The 15413-nt window shown below is 66.2% G+C and carries 15 protein-coding genes; 7 read left to right on the top strand and 8 right to left on the bottom strand.

Annotated features, from left to right (window positions below; genetic code table 11):
* Nucleotides 1-91: 91 nt before the first annotated feature.
* The 5 genes from C8K14_RS17050 to C8K14_RS17030 form a co-directional block, all read right to left on the bottom strand.
* Nucleotides 92-1279: a CCA tRNA nucleotidyltransferase gene (locus tag C8K14_RS17050; RefSeq protein WP_107717831.1), complete on the bottom strand. Its 1188-nt coding sequence runs from the start codon at nucleotides 1277-1279 to the stop codon at nucleotides 92-94.
* Nucleotides 1276-1884 (bottom strand): CoA pyrophosphatase, encoded by a 609-nt coding sequence (locus C8K14_RS17045; RefSeq protein WP_107717829.1) that lies wholly within the window; start codon nucleotides 1882-1884, stop codon nucleotides 1276-1278. Before C8K14_RS17045 ends, C8K14_RS17050 begins: the two co-directional genes overlap by 4 nt.
* Nucleotides 1881-2468 carry a DUF1285 domain-containing protein gene (locus C8K14_RS17040; protein ID WP_107717951.1) on the bottom strand — a complete coding sequence of 196 codons (588 nt, stop codon included), beginning with the start codon at nucleotides 2466-2468 and terminating at the stop codon, nucleotides 1881-1883. Before C8K14_RS17040 ends, C8K14_RS17045 begins: the two co-directional genes overlap by 4 nt.
* Nucleotides 2469-2491: 23 nt before the next feature.
* Nucleotides 2492-3001, bottom strand: coding sequence for a GNAT family N-acetyltransferase (locus tag C8K14_RS17035; protein ID WP_054131932.1), 510 nt, complete (start codon nucleotides 2999-3001; stop codon nucleotides 2492-2494).
* A 209-nt stretch (nucleotides 3002-3210) separates the two neighbouring features.
* Entirely contained in the window at nucleotides 3211-4617 is a 1407-nt protein-coding gene (locus C8K14_RS17030; RefSeq protein ID WP_107717827.1) for a short-chain fatty acyl-CoA regulator family protein, read from the bottom strand.
* A gap of 147 nt (nucleotides 4618-4764) precedes the next feature.
* On the opposite strand from C8K14_RS17030, the gene C8K14_RS17025 reads away from it, so the two are divergent.
* The 4 genes from C8K14_RS17025 to C8K14_RS17020 all read left to right on the top strand — a co-directional run bounded on the left by C8K14_RS17025 (nucleotide 4765) and on the right by C8K14_RS17020 (nucleotide 7791).
* Nucleotides 4765-6357 carry an isocitrate lyase gene (locus C8K14_RS17025; RefSeq protein WP_107717826.1) on the top strand — a complete coding sequence of 531 codons (1593 nt, stop codon included), beginning with the start codon at nucleotides 4765-4767 and terminating at the stop codon, nucleotides 6355-6357.
* Between the two features lie 34 nt (nucleotides 6358-6391).
* Nucleotides 6392-6550, top strand: coding sequence for a hypothetical protein (locus C8K14_RS22915; RefSeq protein WP_022678438.1), 159 nt, complete (start codon nucleotides 6392-6394; stop codon nucleotides 6548-6550).
* A gap of 302 nt (nucleotides 6551-6852) precedes the next feature.
* Nucleotides 6853-7011 (top strand): hypothetical protein, encoded by a 159-nt coding sequence (locus tag C8K14_RS22690; protein WP_156306574.1) that lies wholly within the window; start codon nucleotides 6853-6855, stop codon nucleotides 7009-7011.
* Between the two features lie 87 nt (nucleotides 7012-7098).
* The gene (locus tag C8K14_RS17020; RefSeq protein WP_107717824.1) at nucleotides 7099-7791 is read left to right on the top strand and encodes a glutamine amidotransferase; all 693 of its coding nucleotides are present in this window, start codon (nucleotides 7099-7101) and stop codon (nucleotides 7789-7791) included.
* Nucleotides 7792-7845: 54 nt separating this feature from the next.
* Here the strand turns inward: C8K14_RS17020 and C8K14_RS17015 are convergent, their stop codons facing one another.
* The 3 genes from C8K14_RS17015 to C8K14_RS17005 all read right to left on the bottom strand — a co-directional run bounded on the left by C8K14_RS17015 (nucleotide 7846) and on the right by C8K14_RS17005 (nucleotide 11175).
* Nucleotides 7846-9060 carry an argininosuccinate synthase gene (locus C8K14_RS17015; RefSeq protein ID WP_107717822.1) on the bottom strand — a complete coding sequence of 405 codons (1215 nt, stop codon included), beginning with the start codon at nucleotides 9058-9060 and terminating at the stop codon, nucleotides 7846-7848.
* A gap of 116 nt (nucleotides 9061-9176) precedes the next feature.
* A complete protein-coding gene (locus C8K14_RS17010; RefSeq protein WP_062781696.1) occupies nucleotides 9177-9959 on the bottom strand; it encodes a 3-hydroxybutyrate dehydrogenase in 783 nt (260 codons plus the stop codon).
* A 73-nt stretch (nucleotides 9960-10032) separates the two neighbouring features.
* On the bottom strand, nucleotides 10033-11175 hold the full coding sequence (locus C8K14_RS17005) for a patatin-like phospholipase family protein (protein ID WP_082209337.1): 1143 nt from the start codon (nucleotides 11173-11175) through the stop codon (nucleotides 10033-10035).
* Between the two features lie 213 nt (nucleotides 11176-11388).
* Between C8K14_RS17005 and smpB the strand changes: the two genes are divergently transcribed.
* The 3 genes from smpB (at nucleotide 11389) to C8K14_RS16990 (ending at nucleotide 15057) form a co-directional block, all read left to right on the top strand.
* Complete coding sequence (smpB, locus tag C8K14_RS17000) at nucleotides 11389-11871, top strand: SsrA-binding protein SmpB (protein WP_107717820.1); 483 nt, start codon at nucleotides 11389-11391, stop codon at nucleotides 11869-11871.
* 125 nt (nucleotides 11872-11996) lie between these two features.
* Nucleotides 11997-12542 carry a DUF2062 domain-containing protein gene (locus C8K14_RS16995; RefSeq protein WP_199223767.1) on the top strand — a complete coding sequence of 182 codons (546 nt, stop codon included), beginning with the start codon at nucleotides 11997-11999 and terminating at the stop codon, nucleotides 12540-12542.
* Nucleotides 12543-12558: 16 nt separating this feature from the next.
* A complete protein-coding gene (locus C8K14_RS16990; RefSeq protein ID WP_233251126.1) occupies nucleotides 12559-15057 on the top strand; it encodes an ATP-binding protein in 2499 nt (832 codons plus the stop codon).
* The last annotated feature ends 356 nt before the right edge of the window (nucleotides 15058-15413 follow it).

The raw sequence follows: 15413 nt of genomic DNA, 5'->3' as shown, positions 1-15413 counted from the left end.
CAGAGGAGGGGGTTGGGGGTGGTGGAAACCTTGCGCCAGTCCTCGCACCACCCCCCGACCCCCTCCTCTGAAGAGGATGGGGAGAAAGAGGTCAGTTTTTGGCCAGCTCTTCGTCGAGCAGTTGCATCACGCGCGCTTCGTCGGGAAAGCCTTCGGCCACCCAGCGTGCCTCTACCGCGCGCAGGGTGCGTGCCACGTCTGGCCCGGCGCCGACGCCGCGTGCCACGATCTGCCCGCCCTTGAGCGGCAGGCGTGGCACGGCCCAGCCAGTCAGATCGGCAATATCGCGTCCTGCCAGCAGCAGGCGGTCGATCGCCTCGTCCCGGCCCAGTTCATAGGCCATCGCGCGTGGCGGGCGCAGTGCATCGAGCGGGCTGCGCGCGGCGGCGGCGACCAGGCGCTTGCGCTGCGCGATCGAGAGGCGCAGCCGCGCGGCGACCTGTTCCACCACCGGCGGATCGGCGGGCAGCAGCGCGGCCATACGGCGCAGGGCATCGGGGGCCTGGCCCGCCTTTGCCTCTGCGGCGATCAAGGCGGGCAGGGCGGCCGGGTCGGCCTCGGGCAAGACTTGCGCCAGCACGCCCAGCTGCGCCATGCGCGCCACCGTCGCGGCCGGATCGGGCAGTGCAAGCAGGCCGAGCAATTCGCTGGCCACGCGTTCGCGCGACAGGCCCTTCATCCCCGGCGCCAGCGCCGCGCAAGCCGCCTCGGCCGCAGGATCGGCCGGCAGCGAGCCGAACCGCGCCTGAAAGCGGAAATAGCGCAGGATGCGCAAGTAATCCTCGCGGATGCGCTGGTCTGCCGCGCCGATGAAGCGCAGCGTGCGGCTGGCCAGATCATCCAGCCCGTCGAAATAGTCGCTCACTTCCAGGGTGCGCGGATCGGCGTAGAGCGCGTTGATGGTGAAATCGCGCCGCGCGGCGTCTTCCTGCCATTCGCGGGAAAAGGCGACAGTGGCATGGCGCCCATCGGTCGACACGTCGCGCCGCAGCGTGGTGATCTCCACCGGGCCGCCGGGCAGCACGGCAGTAATCGTGCCATGGGCGAGGCCAGTGGGCACCTGGCGGATGCCGGCGGCTTTCAGCAGCGCCTGTGTTTCCTCAGGCAGGTGCGGGGTGGCCATGTCGATGTCTTTGACATCGAGGCCCAGCAGCGTGTCGCGCACGGCACCGCCGACATAGCGGCACAGGCCCGCGCCGTCGGGATCGAGCGCCGCAACCAGGCCGGCCAGGTCTTCGCGCGTGGTCCACGGGGCAGGGGGCAGGATGGTGGTGTTCATGCGTCGGGCCATTGCATGCGCTTGGCAAGGTTGGCGATGATCGCGGCGGTCACGCCCCAGATGCGGTGCCCTTGCCACAGGATTTCGATCGTGCGGCCGCGCCGGCCGTTCCATTCCGCCTCGATCCAGTCGTGGCCGCGTCGATCCAGCAGCAGCGACAGCGGCGGTTCGAACCAGCCGGCCACCTCGGCCGGGTTGGGTTGCAGCGGCAGGTCGGGCGGCACCACGGCGAGAACCGGGGTAATGTCATACCCCGTGCCGGTGCGATAGCGATCGGTCGGGCCAATCACGCGCACCATGGCCGGATCGATGCCCAGTTCCTCGTTCGCCTCGCGCAGGGCCGCCTCTACCGGGGTTTCGCCCGGTTCTATCTTGCCGCCGGGAAAGGCGGCCTGGCCGGGATGGGCGCGCATGTGGCTGGGGCGATGGATCAACAGCACGCCCGGGCCATCAGGATGATCGACGCGGTCGGTTACGGCGATCAGCACGGCGGCCGGGCGCAGGCCATCGGGCACCACGCGCCAATCGGCGATCAGATCGGGTGCCGGCCCTTCATGCCCGGTGCGGTGCAGCGCGGACAGACGGTCGAACAGCGCCGTGTTCATGGCGCCGGAACCAGCGGAAAACGTGCGCCCCGGCTTTCCACCATCAGGCCGTGCGGCTGGTCGGCGGCGGGCGAAACCTCCAGCGCGTGGGCGATCAGCTGGCCATAGGTGCTGCGGTTGAGGCGCGCCTCGATCCCGTGGCGCACCGCCAGGTAGAACGCCGGCAGCTCTGCCGTGCCGGCCACGCGCAGGGGGTGATCGGGACCGCACAGCACCACGTCATCGGTGTTGAGGCGGAATGCCAGCACGGCCTGGCCATTGGTCGGATCGTGGCGCACTTCCATGTCGATGGCGACCAGCGCAGCATCGTCCACCGCGATGGCCAGCCGCTCGTGCGGGGTGACCAGCCAGTGCTGGCCGTCCGCGTCACGCAGCAGCAGCGAGGCAAAGGCGCGGACCATCGCCGGGCGGGTGATCGGGCTGCCTTCATGCAGCCAACCGCCATCGGCAGTGATGCGCATGTGGCTTTCCCCGCTGTGCGCAGGGTTCCACTGATCGAGCGGGGGCAGGCGGCGGCTTTGCGCGAGCGCGGCGATTTCGCTGAGCGAAAGGCCGGCCAGTTCGGGGGGAGGTTCGTAAGGCACGGCATGAGCCCTGCCAGACTTGATCAGCCCCGCCAAGGCCCCAGCATGCCTTCGCCCGGAAGGACGGCAGGGTTGGCCGTGCGGCACAGCAGGCGATGCTGATCAAATGGCCCGGGCAATTGCCAGCCAGCGGTGTGCGCGTTGCTGAAGCCGAAAAAGCGTTCGTAGTATTCCGGATCGCCGATCATCACCTGCGGCAGCGGCGCCCGTGGATCGATCGCGGTCAGGCTGGCCGTGACCAGCGCCTTGCCATAGCCGCGCCCCTGCTGGCCGGGCATGACGGCCACCGGGCCAACCATGATCATCGGCACACGGCGCCCCTCGGGCGTGGTCAGCGCCACGGGCCAGCACTGGATCGTGCCGGCCAGCATGTCTTCATCGTCCAGCGCGGCAAACGACAGGCCGGGCAGGCAATCGATCCCCTCGCGCAGGCGATAGGCGGTGCGCTGGCGCCGCTCCGGCTCGAACGCGGCATCGAGCAGCTCTTCAACCAGTTGCGGATCGACATCGGCCAGGGGAATGATCGTGGACAAGAACAGGCGCCTTGGGAATCGTGAAACGTGCCGGGCCGATAGCGGCCGGGGGGCGGGGGGTCAAACGATTGGGGGTGGGAAGGGACGTGCTCCCCATCCTCTTCAGAGGAGGGGGCTGGGGGGTGGTGGATGCCACGCGCGCCGGGTCAGCGTTCCACCACCCCCAACCCCCTCCTCTGAAGAGGATGAGGCTATTGTTGGTTCGCTGCTCAGCTTTCGCTGAAAACGTAGGGCACGGCCGCGCGGCGATAATCGTCGGGCAGGATTTCGCGGCCCAGCGGGGGCTGGGCGCGGGCCGGGCATTCCGCGCGCTGGCACAGGCGGCAAGTTACACCCACCGGTGTTGTAACGGCGGTTTGCGGATCGACGCCGCGCGCCGCCGCCAGGCGCGGGGCGGCCTGGGCCGGGCAGACCAGCGCCATGGCGCGGCGCACTGGCGGCAGGCCGGGGCCGGCGGGCGTATCGATCGTGCGCGCCATCGAAAAGAAGCGGTCGCCATGGGGCATTTCCAGCCACTGCGTCAGCACCTCGCCAGGACGGGCAAAGGCTTGGTGCAGGCTCCACAGCGGGCAGCCGCCGCCCTGCGCGGCAAAGGAAAAGCCCGCGCCATCGATGCGCCGGACCACGTTGCCGGCGCTATCGAGTTCCACCAGGAAGAATGGCACACCTTCCTGGCCCGGCTTGGTCAGCGTGGCCAGGCGCAACGCGGCCTGCTGCCATTCCACGCCGAACAGATCGGCCAGGCCCTGCACGTCATAGCCCTGCGCCTGGGCAGCGCGGGCAAAGCGGTCATAGGGCATGAGCACGGCCGCTGCGCCCAGTTCGGCCAAGGCGCGGCGGACCAGTTGCGCCGCCGTTGCGCTGGCAAAGCTTTCCCCGCGCACGATCGCGGCAATATCGGGGCGTAGGCTGGTATAGGCGATGTGCAGCGCGATCTGCCATGCGCGGCGCTGGGGGCCCAGGCATTCGTCGAGCAGCAGCTGTTCGTTGTGCCGGTCATAGCGCGCCAGGGCACCCATCATCACGCTGGCCGGCATGGCACGCACGCGCAGGCCATTGCGGCGCAGCCATTCGGCGCCACCGCCGGCCGTCTCGATCTCAGCGCTCAGTGCCTCCGCGCGGGTTTCAATGCCTGCAAACCAGTGCCCGCGCGCGGCCAGGAAGCGCCGCGCCTCACCCACCGGATCGGCAGCCGGGGCAGCGCCAGCCGCCTCGCGTCCTTCGGCCAGGGCCTGGCCGGCGCGGGCATAGGCGCCGTGCAGGCGCAGCATCGCCTCGGTCATGCCGGGAAAGCTGCTGGCAAGGTCTGCCACTTCCAGCGCGGGCAGGTCGATCTCGGCAAACAGCGGATCGCGCAGCGCCTCGGCCAGGCGGCGGGCGTGATCGTCGCGGTCCTGCGCGGCGAGGTCGGCCATGTCGAGCCGATAGGTCGCGGCCAGGCGCAGCAGCAGGTCGGCGGTCAGCGGGCGCTGGTTGCGCTCGATCAGCGCGATGTAGCTGGGCGAAACGCCCATGTCCTCGGCCATGGCCTGTTGTGTCAGCCCCAGTTCGCGGCGCAGGCGCTTGATGCGGGGGCCAAGGTAAAGCGGGCGGGAAGGAGCTGCAGGGCGGGCCATGGCGCCATTCTTGTCATGCCTGCACAACTTTACAAGCGAAACCTGTAAAGTTTGACAACAAGACCCCGCAGCACATTCCGCAGTGCATCATGCCGACCTATTCCGGGTGCAACGAAACACCATCGTATAGCGGAAGGGGCACATGCCATGACGTACCAGCAATCGATCATCGAGGCAGATCGCACGATCACGCCGAACACCCACTGGGATGGCATTGCCGCCGAAAGCGTGGCGCGCATGCGCCTGCAGAACCGCTTCCGCACCGGGCTCGACATCGCGCGCTACACTGCCGGCATCATGCGCCGCGACATGGCTGCCTATGATGCCGATCCGGCCAACTACACCCAGTCGCTGGGGTGCTGGCACGGCTTCATCGGCCAGCAGAAGATGATTTCCATCAAGAAGCATTTCGGCACCACCAAGGGCCGCTACCTTTACCTGTCGGGCTGGATGGTTGCGGCGCTGCGCAGCGAGTTCGGCCCGCTGCCCGACCAGTCGATGCACGAAAAGACCAGCGTTGCCGCGCTGATCGAGGAACTCTACACCTTCCTGCGCCAGGCCGATGCGCGCGAGTTGAACCAGCTGTTCCGCGATCTGGATGCCGCGCGCAATGCCGGTGACCAGGTCAAGGCCGCCAAGATCCAGCACGATATCGACACCTACGAAACGCACATCGTGCCGATCGTTGCCGATATCGACGCCGGGTTCGGCAATGCCGAGGCAACCTATCTGCTGGCCAAGAAGTTCATCGAGGCGGGCGCCTGCTGCATCCAGATCGAAAACCAGGTTTCCGATGAAAAGCAGTGCGGCCACCAGGACGGCAAGGTCACCGTGCCGCATGAAGACTTCATCGCGAAGATCCGTGCGGTGCGCTATGCGTTCCTCGAACTGGGCGTGGACGATGGCGTGATCGTCGCCCGTACCGACTCGCTCGGTGCTGGCCTGACCAAGCAGATCGCCTTCACCCGCGAGGCTGGCGACATTGGCGACCAGTATAACGCCTTCCTCGACTGCGAGCCGGTCGATCCGGCCAAGATCGGCCATGGCGACGTGCTGATCACCCGCGATGGGCAACTGATGAAGCCCAAGCGCCTGCCGTCGAACCTCTATCAGTTCCGCCCTGGAACCGGCGAGGATCGCTGCGTGCTGGATTGCATCACCAGCCTGCAGAACGGCGCTGACCTTTTGTGGATCGAAACCGAAAAGCCGCACATCGGCCAGATCGGCGGGATGGTCTCGCGCATCCGCGAGGTGATCCCCAATGCCAAGCTGGTTTACAACAACTCGCCCAGCTTCAACTGGACGCTCAATTTCCGCCAGCAGGTGTTCGATGCCTGGGCCGCGGAAGGCAAGGACGTGAGCGGCTTTGACCGGGCGCGGCTGATGAGCGTGGACTATGACGAAACCGAATTGGCGGCAGAGGCCGACGAGCGCATCCGCACCTTCCAGCGCGATGCCGCCCGCGAAGCCGGCATCTTCCACCACCTGATCACGCTGCCGACTTATCACACGGCCGCGCTCAGCACCGACAACCTGGCCAAGGAATACTTCGGCGAGGCGGGCATGCTGGGCTACGTCAAGGGCGTGCAGCGCCAGGAAATCCGCCAGGGCATTGCCTGCGTCAAGCACCAGGCCATGGCGGGTTCGGACATCGGCGACGATCACAAGGAATACTTTGCCCGCGACGCCGCGCTCAAGGCTGGCGGCGCACACAACACCATGAACCAGTTCGCGGCTTGAGCCGAGCCGCGAATATAATCCAAGGAGAAGGACAATGGCTGAACCTGCCCGTGCCCGTGCAGTCCTCTCGACTGAGGACTTCAAGCTGATCCGCGAGGCTGTGCTGCACTACCTCAAGGCTATCGAGGACAAGCCCGAATCGGTGAAGTTCTCGCATCTCTATCATCGCCTCGGCAGCGCCATGGGCCGTTGAGCCCGCGCTGACACGAGGAAGACCACGACTTCGCTTTTCCTGGGGAGGAAAGGCTGGCCCGTCGGGCGCCACAGCGGCGCACGGCGGGCCTTCTTCTTGGGTGCTCAAGGAAATCTTTGGTGGCCTTCAGCTTTTCTCGAATGACCTTTATCAACTGAAACGGTAGAGAAGGTGCATCGGCTCCGTCCGGTCGCGGCTTTTGATCCTGCCAGCTTGCTCCGCGTCACCAACAGCTAAAGCGCACGAAAGCGAGGCCATGTGGCCAGGTTCGTGTTCGGCCCTGTGAAAAGGAGAATGCGACGATGTCCCGTTTGAACGCCCGCCCGATTTCCCGCCGTCCGGCCCCCCTCCGCGCCAATGCACCGCTGCCCCATCCTTCGTGGGGCACGCTGGGGCTGGCGCGGCCGGATGGCGAGCGGCCCAGCACGGCGGAAGAATTCTTTCGCCGGCTGGGCCTTTGAATGCTGCCTTATGTTCAGCCACGCGGCTGTAGAAAACCGCATGGGCCTGCTTGCCGGCCTGCAACCGATTGATCACGATAAGGCCCCATGAAGTCCGCGCTCATCATCCGCCACGTGCCCTACGAAGGGGTGGCCGGCTATCGCCAGCCGATCGAGCATGCCGGTTACGATGTTGACCGCATCGATGTGTGCGATCCGGCGTTTCCGTCGCTCGACCTGTGCGAGCCTGATCTGCTGATCATGATGGGCGGGCCGATGGGCATCTATGACCAGATCGAGCATCCCTGGATCCGCTGCCAGATGCGCCGCTTGGCGCTGCGCCTGGCAGCAGACCGGCCGACGCTGGGCGTATGCTTTGGCGCGCAGATGATCGCGGCGGCGTTGGGGGCCGATGTCTATCGCGGCCATGCGCGCGAGGTGGGATTTCATCCCGTGCAGGTGCATGTGGCCGACAGCCCGCTGCGCCATGTTGCCGGCGTGCCGGTGCTGCACTGGCATGGCGACACGTTCACCCTGCCGCCGCATGCTGAACTCCTGGCCTCAAGCCATGTCTATCCGCACCAGGCGTTTCGCCGGGGGCGCAATCTGCTGGCGCTGCAATTCCATGCCGAGATGGGCGAGGACCCGCGCTTTGACGCGTGGCTGGCGCAATCGCCCAATGATGTGGCCGCTGCTGGCCATACCCAGGCCACGTTGCGCCGCGCCCATGATGCCCACGGCCCCGGCGCGGTGCAGGCAGGGCGGGCGATGATCGGGGAATGGCTGGCTGGCCTGGCCTAAGCCGTCCGGCAGGCGCGGGGCACGATGGCCCCGCCGCCTGCCTTGGTTCTGGCTTTAGCGGCCCTGCTGCGCGAGCAGGCGCAGGCGCAGCGCGTTGAGCTTGATGAAGCCGGCCGCGTCCTTCTGGTCGTATGCGCCGGCATCGTCTTCGAACGTCACATGGCGTTCGGAATAGAGGCTGTCGGGCGACTGGCGACCGACGACCGAGGCCAGGCCCTTGTACAGCTTGAGGCGGACGGTGCCGTTGACCTTGGCCTGGCTGTGGTCGATCGCGGCCTGGAGCATCTCGCGCTCGGGCGAGAACCAGAAGCCGTTGTAGATCAGCTCGGCATACTTGGGCATCAACTCGTCCTTGAGGTGAGCCGCGCCGCGATCGAGCGTAATCGATTCGATGCCGCGATGCGCCACCGCATAGATCGTGCCGCCCGGGGTTTCATACATGCCGCGGCTCTTCATGCCGACGAAGCGGTTTTCCACCAGATCGAGGCGGCCGATGCCGTGCTTGCGGCCCAGGTCGTTGAGTGCGGTGAGCAGGCTGGCGGGGCTCATCGCCTCGCCATTGAGCGCCACGCCATCGCCCTTGGTGAAATCGATGGTGATGTATTCCGGCACGTCTGGCGCGTCTTCCGGGTTGACCGTGCGCGAATAGACATAGTCGGGCACTTCCTGCCACGGGTCTTCCAGCACCTTGCCTTCCGACGAGGTGTGCAGCAGGTTGGCATCGGTCGAGAACGGGCTTTCGCCGCGCTTGTCCTTGGGCACTGGAATCTGGTGCTTTTCAGCCCAGGCGATCAGCGCGGTGCGGCTGGTCAGATCCCATTCGCGCCACGGCGCGATCACCTTGATGCCCGGCTCCAGCGCATAGGCCGAAAGCTCGAACCGCACCTGGTCGTTGCCCTTGCCGGTGGCGCCATGGGCCACGGCGTCTGCCCCGGTTTCGCGGGCGATCTCGATCAGGCGCTTGGAAATCAGCGGCCGCGCGATCGAGGTGCCGAGCAGGTAATCGCCTTCATAGCGGGCATTGGCGCGCATCATCGGGAAAACGAAATCGCGCACGAATTCCTCGCGCAGGTCGTCGATGTAGATGTGCTCGGGCTTGACGCCCATCAGTTCGGCCTTGGCGCGGGCCGGTTCGAGTTCCTCGCCCTGGCCCAAGTCGGCCGTGAAGGTCACGACCTCGCAGCCGTATTCCACCTGGAGCCACTTGAGGATGACGGAGGTATCGAGCCCGCCCGAATAGGCCAGGACGACACGCTTGATCTCGGACATGGGCGGGGCACTCCTCAAACTGAAAGACGCGACAACCAAAAGACGGGGCGCGCCTAACAGGGAGGGGGGCAGATCGCAAGGCAAACGGGGGATTTCGCCCCCGCCGCCGCGATACATCAGTTCATGAACCAGCCGTGGCTGGCCACCAGCGACTGGCCGGTGAGCGCGTTGGTCGGGAATGCGGCAAAGAACAGCGCCACTTCGGCGATATCGTCCACCGTGGTAAATTCGCCGTCCACCGTCTGGCCGAGCATGACGTTCTTGATCACCTCGTCCTCGCTGATGCCCAGCTCCTTGGCCTGCTCTGGAATCTGCTTGTCCACCAAAGGCGTGCGCACGAATCCGGGGCAGATCAGGTTGCTGCGCACGCCCTTCTTGCCGCCTTCCTTGGCGATGGTGCGCGCCAGGCCCTCAAGGCCGTGCTTGGCCGTGACATAGGCGCTCTTGAGCGGCGAGGCTTCCTTGGAATGGACCGAGCCCATGAACAGGATTGCGCCGCTGCCCTTGGCATACATGTGCGGCAACACGGCCTTGCTCGTCAGGAAGGCGCCATCGAGATGGATCGCCAGCATCTTTTTCCAGTCGGCAAAGGCGAAGTTTTCCACCGGGTTGACGATCTGGATACCCGCGTTCGACACCAGAATGTCCACGCCACCCCACGCGTCCACCACCTTGGCCACGCCGGCGTTGACCTGGTCTTCGCTGGTCACGTCCATTTCCACGGCCATGGCGGCGCCGGGGTGATCGGCATTGATGCCATCGGCCGCAGCCTGCGCCGCGTCGAGCTTGAGATCGGCAATCGCCACGCGGCCACCGGCGGCGGCATAGCGCTTGGCAATGGCCAAGCCGATCCCGCTGGCAGCACCGGTGACGATGGCGATCTTGTTGTCGAGATTCATGGTTTCACTCTCCAGGGTGTTTGGCCATGGGCCGTGGTCGGTCCCCAAGCAGGAAGCGTAAAAATCGGGTGGATCAGGCCAGATCGAGCGTGACGATGCCGCGCTGTGGCCGCTTGCGGTTTTTCCAGCGCGGGCTGGCAAACGAGCGCTCGACATCGCGCCGGCCGTTTTCCCAGTGGCCGGTCGCGGTCATGCGCGAAAACTCATAGTCCTTGTTCTGCGTTTCATAATCCTCGCTGCGGTTGATCAGGTGCAGGATCGTTACCGGCCCGTCCTGGGCGTGGGCGGTCAACGTGGCGAGGTCGGCATCGTCGGCAAATTCGGGCGGCAGCCGTTCAGCAAGGCGTGCGGCGGCTGCCTCAAGGGCTTCGATCCGCTTCTGCATGTCGGTGTTGAGCCGGGTGCGGCTGGAAAAGCGGATGTCCTTCTCGCGCTGCGCTGTCTCGGCCAGGCTGCGCGGCATCATGCCGTGGGCGGAAAACAGATCGACCTGAAATACCAGCACGGGATCGCGCGCCGCCTGGGCGCGGGCCGGATCGTGGCGGTCAGCCTCGCGCGCGCGCTCGTCCAGCACGAATTGCAGCGGGGTATTGGAAACCAGGCCCCCGTCCCAATAGGGATCGCCATCGATCATCACCGGCGGAAAGCCGGGGGGCAGCGCGCCGCTAGCCATGATGTGCTCAGGCTCGATCAGGCGGTCGCGGTTGTCGAAATAGGCGAAGTTGCCGTTGAGCACGTTGACCGCGCCCACGCTGAAACGCACCTTGCCACTGTTGATCAGATCGAAATCCACCAGTTCCAGCAGCGTTTTGCGCAAGGGGCTGGTATCATAAAGGCTGATCGATTCCGGCGATCCGGGCAGGGCCAGCCACGATGGCGTAGTGCGCGGGGTGAAAAAGCCGGGAATGCCGGTCAGCGCCACGGATGCTGCGGCCCATTCGTTGAACAGGCGGCGTCCCCAGCCATCGGCGAACGGCGATTTGAACGGAATGCGCGAGCTGGCCTGTTCCCAGAACGCGCGCAGGTTGCGCACCCGGCGTTCGGGCGGATTGCCGGCAATCAGCGCGGCGTTGACCGCACCGATCGAAATGCCGGCCACCCAATCGGGGCTATAGCCATTGCTGGCCAGCGCCTCGAACACGCCGGCCTGGTAGGCGCCCAGCGCTCCGCCGCCCTGAAGCACCAGAACACATCTTTCGCGCGTGGCATCAGCCATGGTCATTCCCGTCCTGCACCCGGCCTGTCGTGCACCCAGTGAGGGGATGATGCCGGCTTGTGCACTGCACTATGAAGCGAGTGTGTGGCGCCAACGTGAAACTGGCAAGAGCGGTTCCCACCGCAGTGTGCCGATTATCGGAGAGCCACTTGCAAATTCCGCATGCTCTGGCGCTTTCCATGCCGGCAATACCACCCTACATGGGCAGGCATCATGGCAAGACCCACACCCCTCGCATTCGACAAGAAGAAGATCGTCGCCGAAAACCGCCGCGCGCGGTTCGAGTATTTCGTCGAAGACGTGTACGAGGCGGGGATCGCGCTCACCGGCACCGAAGTGAAATCGCTCCGCTTTGGCGAGGGATCGATCGCCGAATCCTATGCCGAGGTGAAGAACGGCGAGGTGTGGCTGGTCAATTCCAACGTGCCCGAATTCAGCCACGGCAACCGCTTCAACCACGAGCCCAAGCGCCCGCGCAAGCTGCTGCTCAAGGAACGCGAGATCGCCAAGTTCCACGGCGCGGTGGAGCGCAAGGGCATGACACTGGTGCCCCTGTCGATCTATTTCAACGGACGCGGCCGGGCCAAGGTGGAACTCGCCCTGGCCAAGGGCAAGAACGCGGCCGACAAGCGCGCTACGATCAAGGAGCGCGATTGGCAGCGCGACAAGGCGCGGATCATGCGCGAACACAGCTGATGGTGCCGGGCCAGATGCACGTTCGGCTTCATCGCTTGGCAAGCTGAACAGATGCATTGTGGCACTTCCGGCCGGACACGGTCTCACCGGCTATGCGCCACCACTCCTTGGGAATCGCCGTTTCAATGCGCCAGAAGATTGCCGCGATGGTCCGCTCTTCCATGCCCACGCGCGAGCAGATGGAGCGCAACCGCCTGACCGGGCGACTGGCAGCGCGGGCCGAGCTGTGGCGCTTTACCCGGCGCTCGGTGCCGCGCGGCGTGGCGATCGGGCTGCTCGTCGGCATCTTTGCGATGATCCCCGGGGTGCAGATCGCCGGCGCTGCGGCGATGTGCCTGCCATTCCGGGGCAACGTTCCGATCGCGGCGGGGATGACGTTCCTGTCCAATCCGGCGACAACGCCACTGTTCATCGCTGCCTCGCTGGCGCTAGGCAACTGGTTCGGCTTTCACGCCGATGTCGCCACGTTCATGGCCCTGTTCGAACGCGGCGCCAGCGTGGCGGAATGGACCGGCTGGCTGCTGTCGGATGCGGCCCCGGCGTTGATTTTCGGGTTGTTCGTGATCTCGGTGGTGGCCGCCGCGCTGGGCTATGTCATCGCTGCATTTGCCTGGCGCTGGTGGACGGTGCACAAGCGGCGCACGCGCCTGGCGATGCGGGTGGAGCAATAAAGGGGGCGGGCGGCCCATGCTGCCTGTCATGGTGAAGGGAGCAAGCGTGCCGGCCGCAGCGGGCGATATCGACGGGGGCAACAATCTGTCCGGGGCGCCGCACGCCGCTGGCAAGGGCCCGGCATGGCGGCGCGATGCGGCCTGGGTGGCTGCCGCCGCACTGGCCGGGGCTGCGCTGCTGTGGCTGCTGGCGGGCGATGCCGTGCTGGCCGCAGCCTACCTGGTGGGCATTGCCGTGCTGGCCTTGATGGCGCGCCTGCTGCTGCGCTTCGTTCCGGCACGCGGAGAGACTGCACCGGCCGCGCCCGACTGGTCGGTGACCTTTGCCGCGATCGAGCGGCCCGATGAAGCACTGGCGATTTTGGACCGGGCCGGCCGCCTTGCCTGCGCCAACAGCCGCTTTGCGGAGTGGTTTGGCCATGTCGCGCCGCCGCGCCTGCCGCTCGATGGGCCGGCTGTCGAAGCGCTCGATGGCGCGGTGCGCGCGGCCTGGCGCGATGGCCGTGCCCAGATTGGTGAAATCACCTCGGCCAAGGGGCGCTGGCGGGTGGAACTGCTGCGCGCCGGGCGTGGGCAGGATCACCTGGTGTGCCGGTTCATTCCCCTCGAACAGGCAGACCTGGTGGCTGACATGGCCGGGCACGTGGCCGGAAAGCTCGGCCGTGCCTTGGCCCGCGAAGGCATCCAGGCGGCCGTGGTCATGCCCGATGGCCTGGTGCGCGCCGCCAACCGCGCCTTTGCCACCCGCGCTGGCGGGGAAGGCGCGCAGGTGGGCGGCAGCGATTTTGTCTCGTGGTTCCGTGCCGATGATGCCGAACGCATTTTCTATGCCCGCGAAGGCGCGCGCGGCACGCCGGTGCGCTTTGTCCACGTACCGATCGCCGATCCCGATGGCGTGGCCAGCACCGATCCGGCGCGGGTGCCTTCGCTGTTCCTGATCATCGACAACGATGGCGCGCTGGGTGACGCGCGCGCCGGGCTGCCGCAGATCGAGGCGCTGCTCTCGCGCCTGCCGCTGGGCCTGGCGATGACCGATCGCGATGGCCGCTTCCTCTTTGCCAATCGTGCGTTCCTGCGCGCCGCCGGCCATGACGATACCGTGCCGCCGCCCTATCCCTCCGACCTGGTGATCCGCGAGGACAAGGGCGCGCTGGCCGATGCCGTCCGCCGCTATACCCAGGGCGCGCCCACGGCGGGCGACGTGGCGGTGCGCCTGCGCGCCTCGCCCGAAGAGCCGGTTTCGCTCAGCCTCGCCGGCGTGCGCGGCATGGGCGAGGGGGCCGTGCTGCTCAGCCTCAAGGATTCGACCGAGGAAGCCCGCCTCAAGCGCGAGATTGCCCAGGCCACCAAGATGCAGGCCGTGGGCCAGCTCGCCGGCGGCGTGGCGCACGATTTCAACAACGTGCTTACCGCGATCATCGGCTATTGCGATCTGATCCTGATGCGCCACACGCCGGGCGACAGCGATTACGACGATATCCAGCAGATCAAGGCCAATTCCAACCGCGCTGCCTCGCTCACCCGGCAATTGCTGGCCTTTTCGCGCCAGCAGACGCTGCGCCCCGAAGTGCTGCAACTGCCCGATGTGGTGGCCGAGGTTTCCACCCTGCTCAAGCGCCTGTTGGGCGAGAAGATCCAGCTCGACGTGACCCACGATCGCGATCTGGGCCTGGTCCGCGCCGATCCGGTGCAGCTGGAGCAGGTGTTGCTCAACCTTGCCGTCAATGCCCGCGATGCGATGACCGCCAACGGCGCCGATACCAAGACCGGCGGCACGCTGCGCATCGCCACGCGGCGGGTGAGCGCCAATGACGTGCGGGCGATGAAAAGCGAAATCCTGCCCGTGGCAGACTATACCGCGCTGGTGGTGGAAGACACCGGGCACGGCATCAAGCCCTCGCAGATCGGCAAGATCTTCGAACCGTTCTTCACCACCAAGGAAAAGGGCAAGGGCACCGGCCTTGGCCTTTCCACTGTCTATGGCATCGTCAAGCAATCGGGCGGCTTCATCTTTGCCGATAGCGAGGTGGGCAAGGGCACGCGCTTTACCATCTACCTGCCGGTGCATGTGCCCGATCCGGCCGATGTGGCAGAGGCGGCCAAGCCCAAGGGCGAGACGCGCCGCACGCAATGGACCGGCGGCGGGCGCGTGCTCTTGGTCGAGGACGAGGACACCGTGCGCGCCGTGGCCGAGCGGGCGCTGGTGCGCCAGGGCTATGAGGTCACCACGGCGGCCGATGGCGAGGACGGCCTGGAAGCGCTGTCACGCATCATGGCGGTTGGCGGGGATATCGACCTGGTGGTGTCCGACGTGGTCATGCCTTCGATGGACGGGCCGGCCATGGCGCGCGAGATCCGCCGGGTTAAGCCCGATCTGCCGGTGCTGTTTATGTCAGGCTATGCCGAGGAACAGCTCCGCCGCGAGATCGACATCCCCAACATGCATTTCCTGGCCAAGCCGTTTTCGGTGGCGCAGATCGTGGCGGCGGTCGAACAGGTGCTGCGCGGGGAGTGATTGCCCCTCCACCACCCGCTGCGCGGGCGGTTCCCCTCCCCACGATGTGGGGAGGGCCTTCAAGATCCTCCCCACATCGTGGGGAGGTGGCAGGCCGCAGGCCTGACGGAGGGGCGGGCCGAACAAGCCAGCTGAGTCGCCAATTCCGCCACGATGGCAGCATTTTCCCAAACTGGGGAAATGCCATGCCGAGCGTGGGTTGCTGCGTGGGAGAGCTTGAAAAAGTCCCTGAAATCCCCATGTTTCCAGTGCGCAGCGGAAATTGTCTCCACTCTGGAAAGAATTTTCTGTTCCCCCCTTGTTCCATAAGAACAGAATAAGTACATTGTTCTGTGTGTTGACGGTTCGTGTCAGCC

It is taken from the genome of Novosphingobium sp. GV079, assembly GCF_003058045.1.
In the GTDB taxonomy this organism is placed as follows: Bacteria; Pseudomonadota; Alphaproteobacteria; order Sphingomonadales; family Sphingomonadaceae; genus Novosphingobium; species Novosphingobium capsulatum.
This window is presented reverse-complemented; position numbering and strand designations above follow the sequence as displayed.

Bases quoted from the DNA above. Each gene is read 5' to 3' on its own strand.
- C8K14_RS17050 (WP_107717831.1), bottom strand. From the start codon at position 1,279: ATGAACACCACCATCCTGCCCCCTGCCCCGTGGACCACGCGCGAAGAC.
- C8K14_RS17045 (WP_107717829.1), bottom strand. From the start codon at position 1,884: ATGAACACGGCGCTGTTCGACCGTCTGTCCGCGCTGCACCGCACCGGG.
- C8K14_RS17030 (WP_107717827.1), bottom strand. From the start codon at position 4,617: ATGGCCCGCCCTGCAGCTCCTTCCCGCCCGCTTTACCTTGGCCCCCGC.
- C8K14_RS17025 (WP_107717826.1), top strand. From the start codon at position 4,765: ATGACGTACCAGCAATCGATCATCGAGGCAGATCGCACGATCACGCCG.
- C8K14_RS22915 (WP_022678438.1), top strand. From the start codon at position 6,392: ATGGCTGAACCTGCCCGTGCCCGTGCAGTCCTCTCGACTGAGGACTTC.
- C8K14_RS22690 (WP_156306574.1), top strand. From the start codon at position 6,853: ATGTCCCGTTTGAACGCCCGCCCGATTTCCCGCCGTCCGGCCCCCCTC.
- C8K14_RS17020 (WP_107717824.1), top strand. From the start codon at position 7,099: ATGAAGTCCGCGCTCATCATCCGCCACGTGCCCTACGAAGGGGTGGCC.
- C8K14_RS17015 (WP_107717822.1), bottom strand. From the start codon at position 9,060: ATGTCCGAGATCAAGCGTGTCGTCCTGGCCTATTCGGGCGGGCTCGAT.
- C8K14_RS17010 (WP_062781696.1), bottom strand. From the start codon at position 9,959: ATGAATCTCGACAACAAGATCGCCATCGTCACCGGTGCTGCCAGCGGG.
- C8K14_RS17005 (WP_082209337.1), bottom strand. From the start codon at position 11,175: ATGGCTGATGCCACGCGCGAAAGATGTGTTCTGGTGCTTCAGGGCGGC.
- smpB (WP_107717820.1), top strand. From the start codon at position 11,389: ATGGCAAGACCCACACCCCTCGCATTCGACAAGAAGAAGATCGTCGCC.
- C8K14_RS16995 (WP_199223767.1), top strand. From the start codon at position 11,997: ATGCGCCAGAAGATTGCCGCGATGGTCCGCTCTTCCATGCCCACGCGC.
- C8K14_RS16990 (WP_233251126.1), top strand. From the start codon at position 12,559: ATGCTGCCTGTCATGGTGAAGGGAGCAAGCGTGCCGGCCGCAGCGGGC.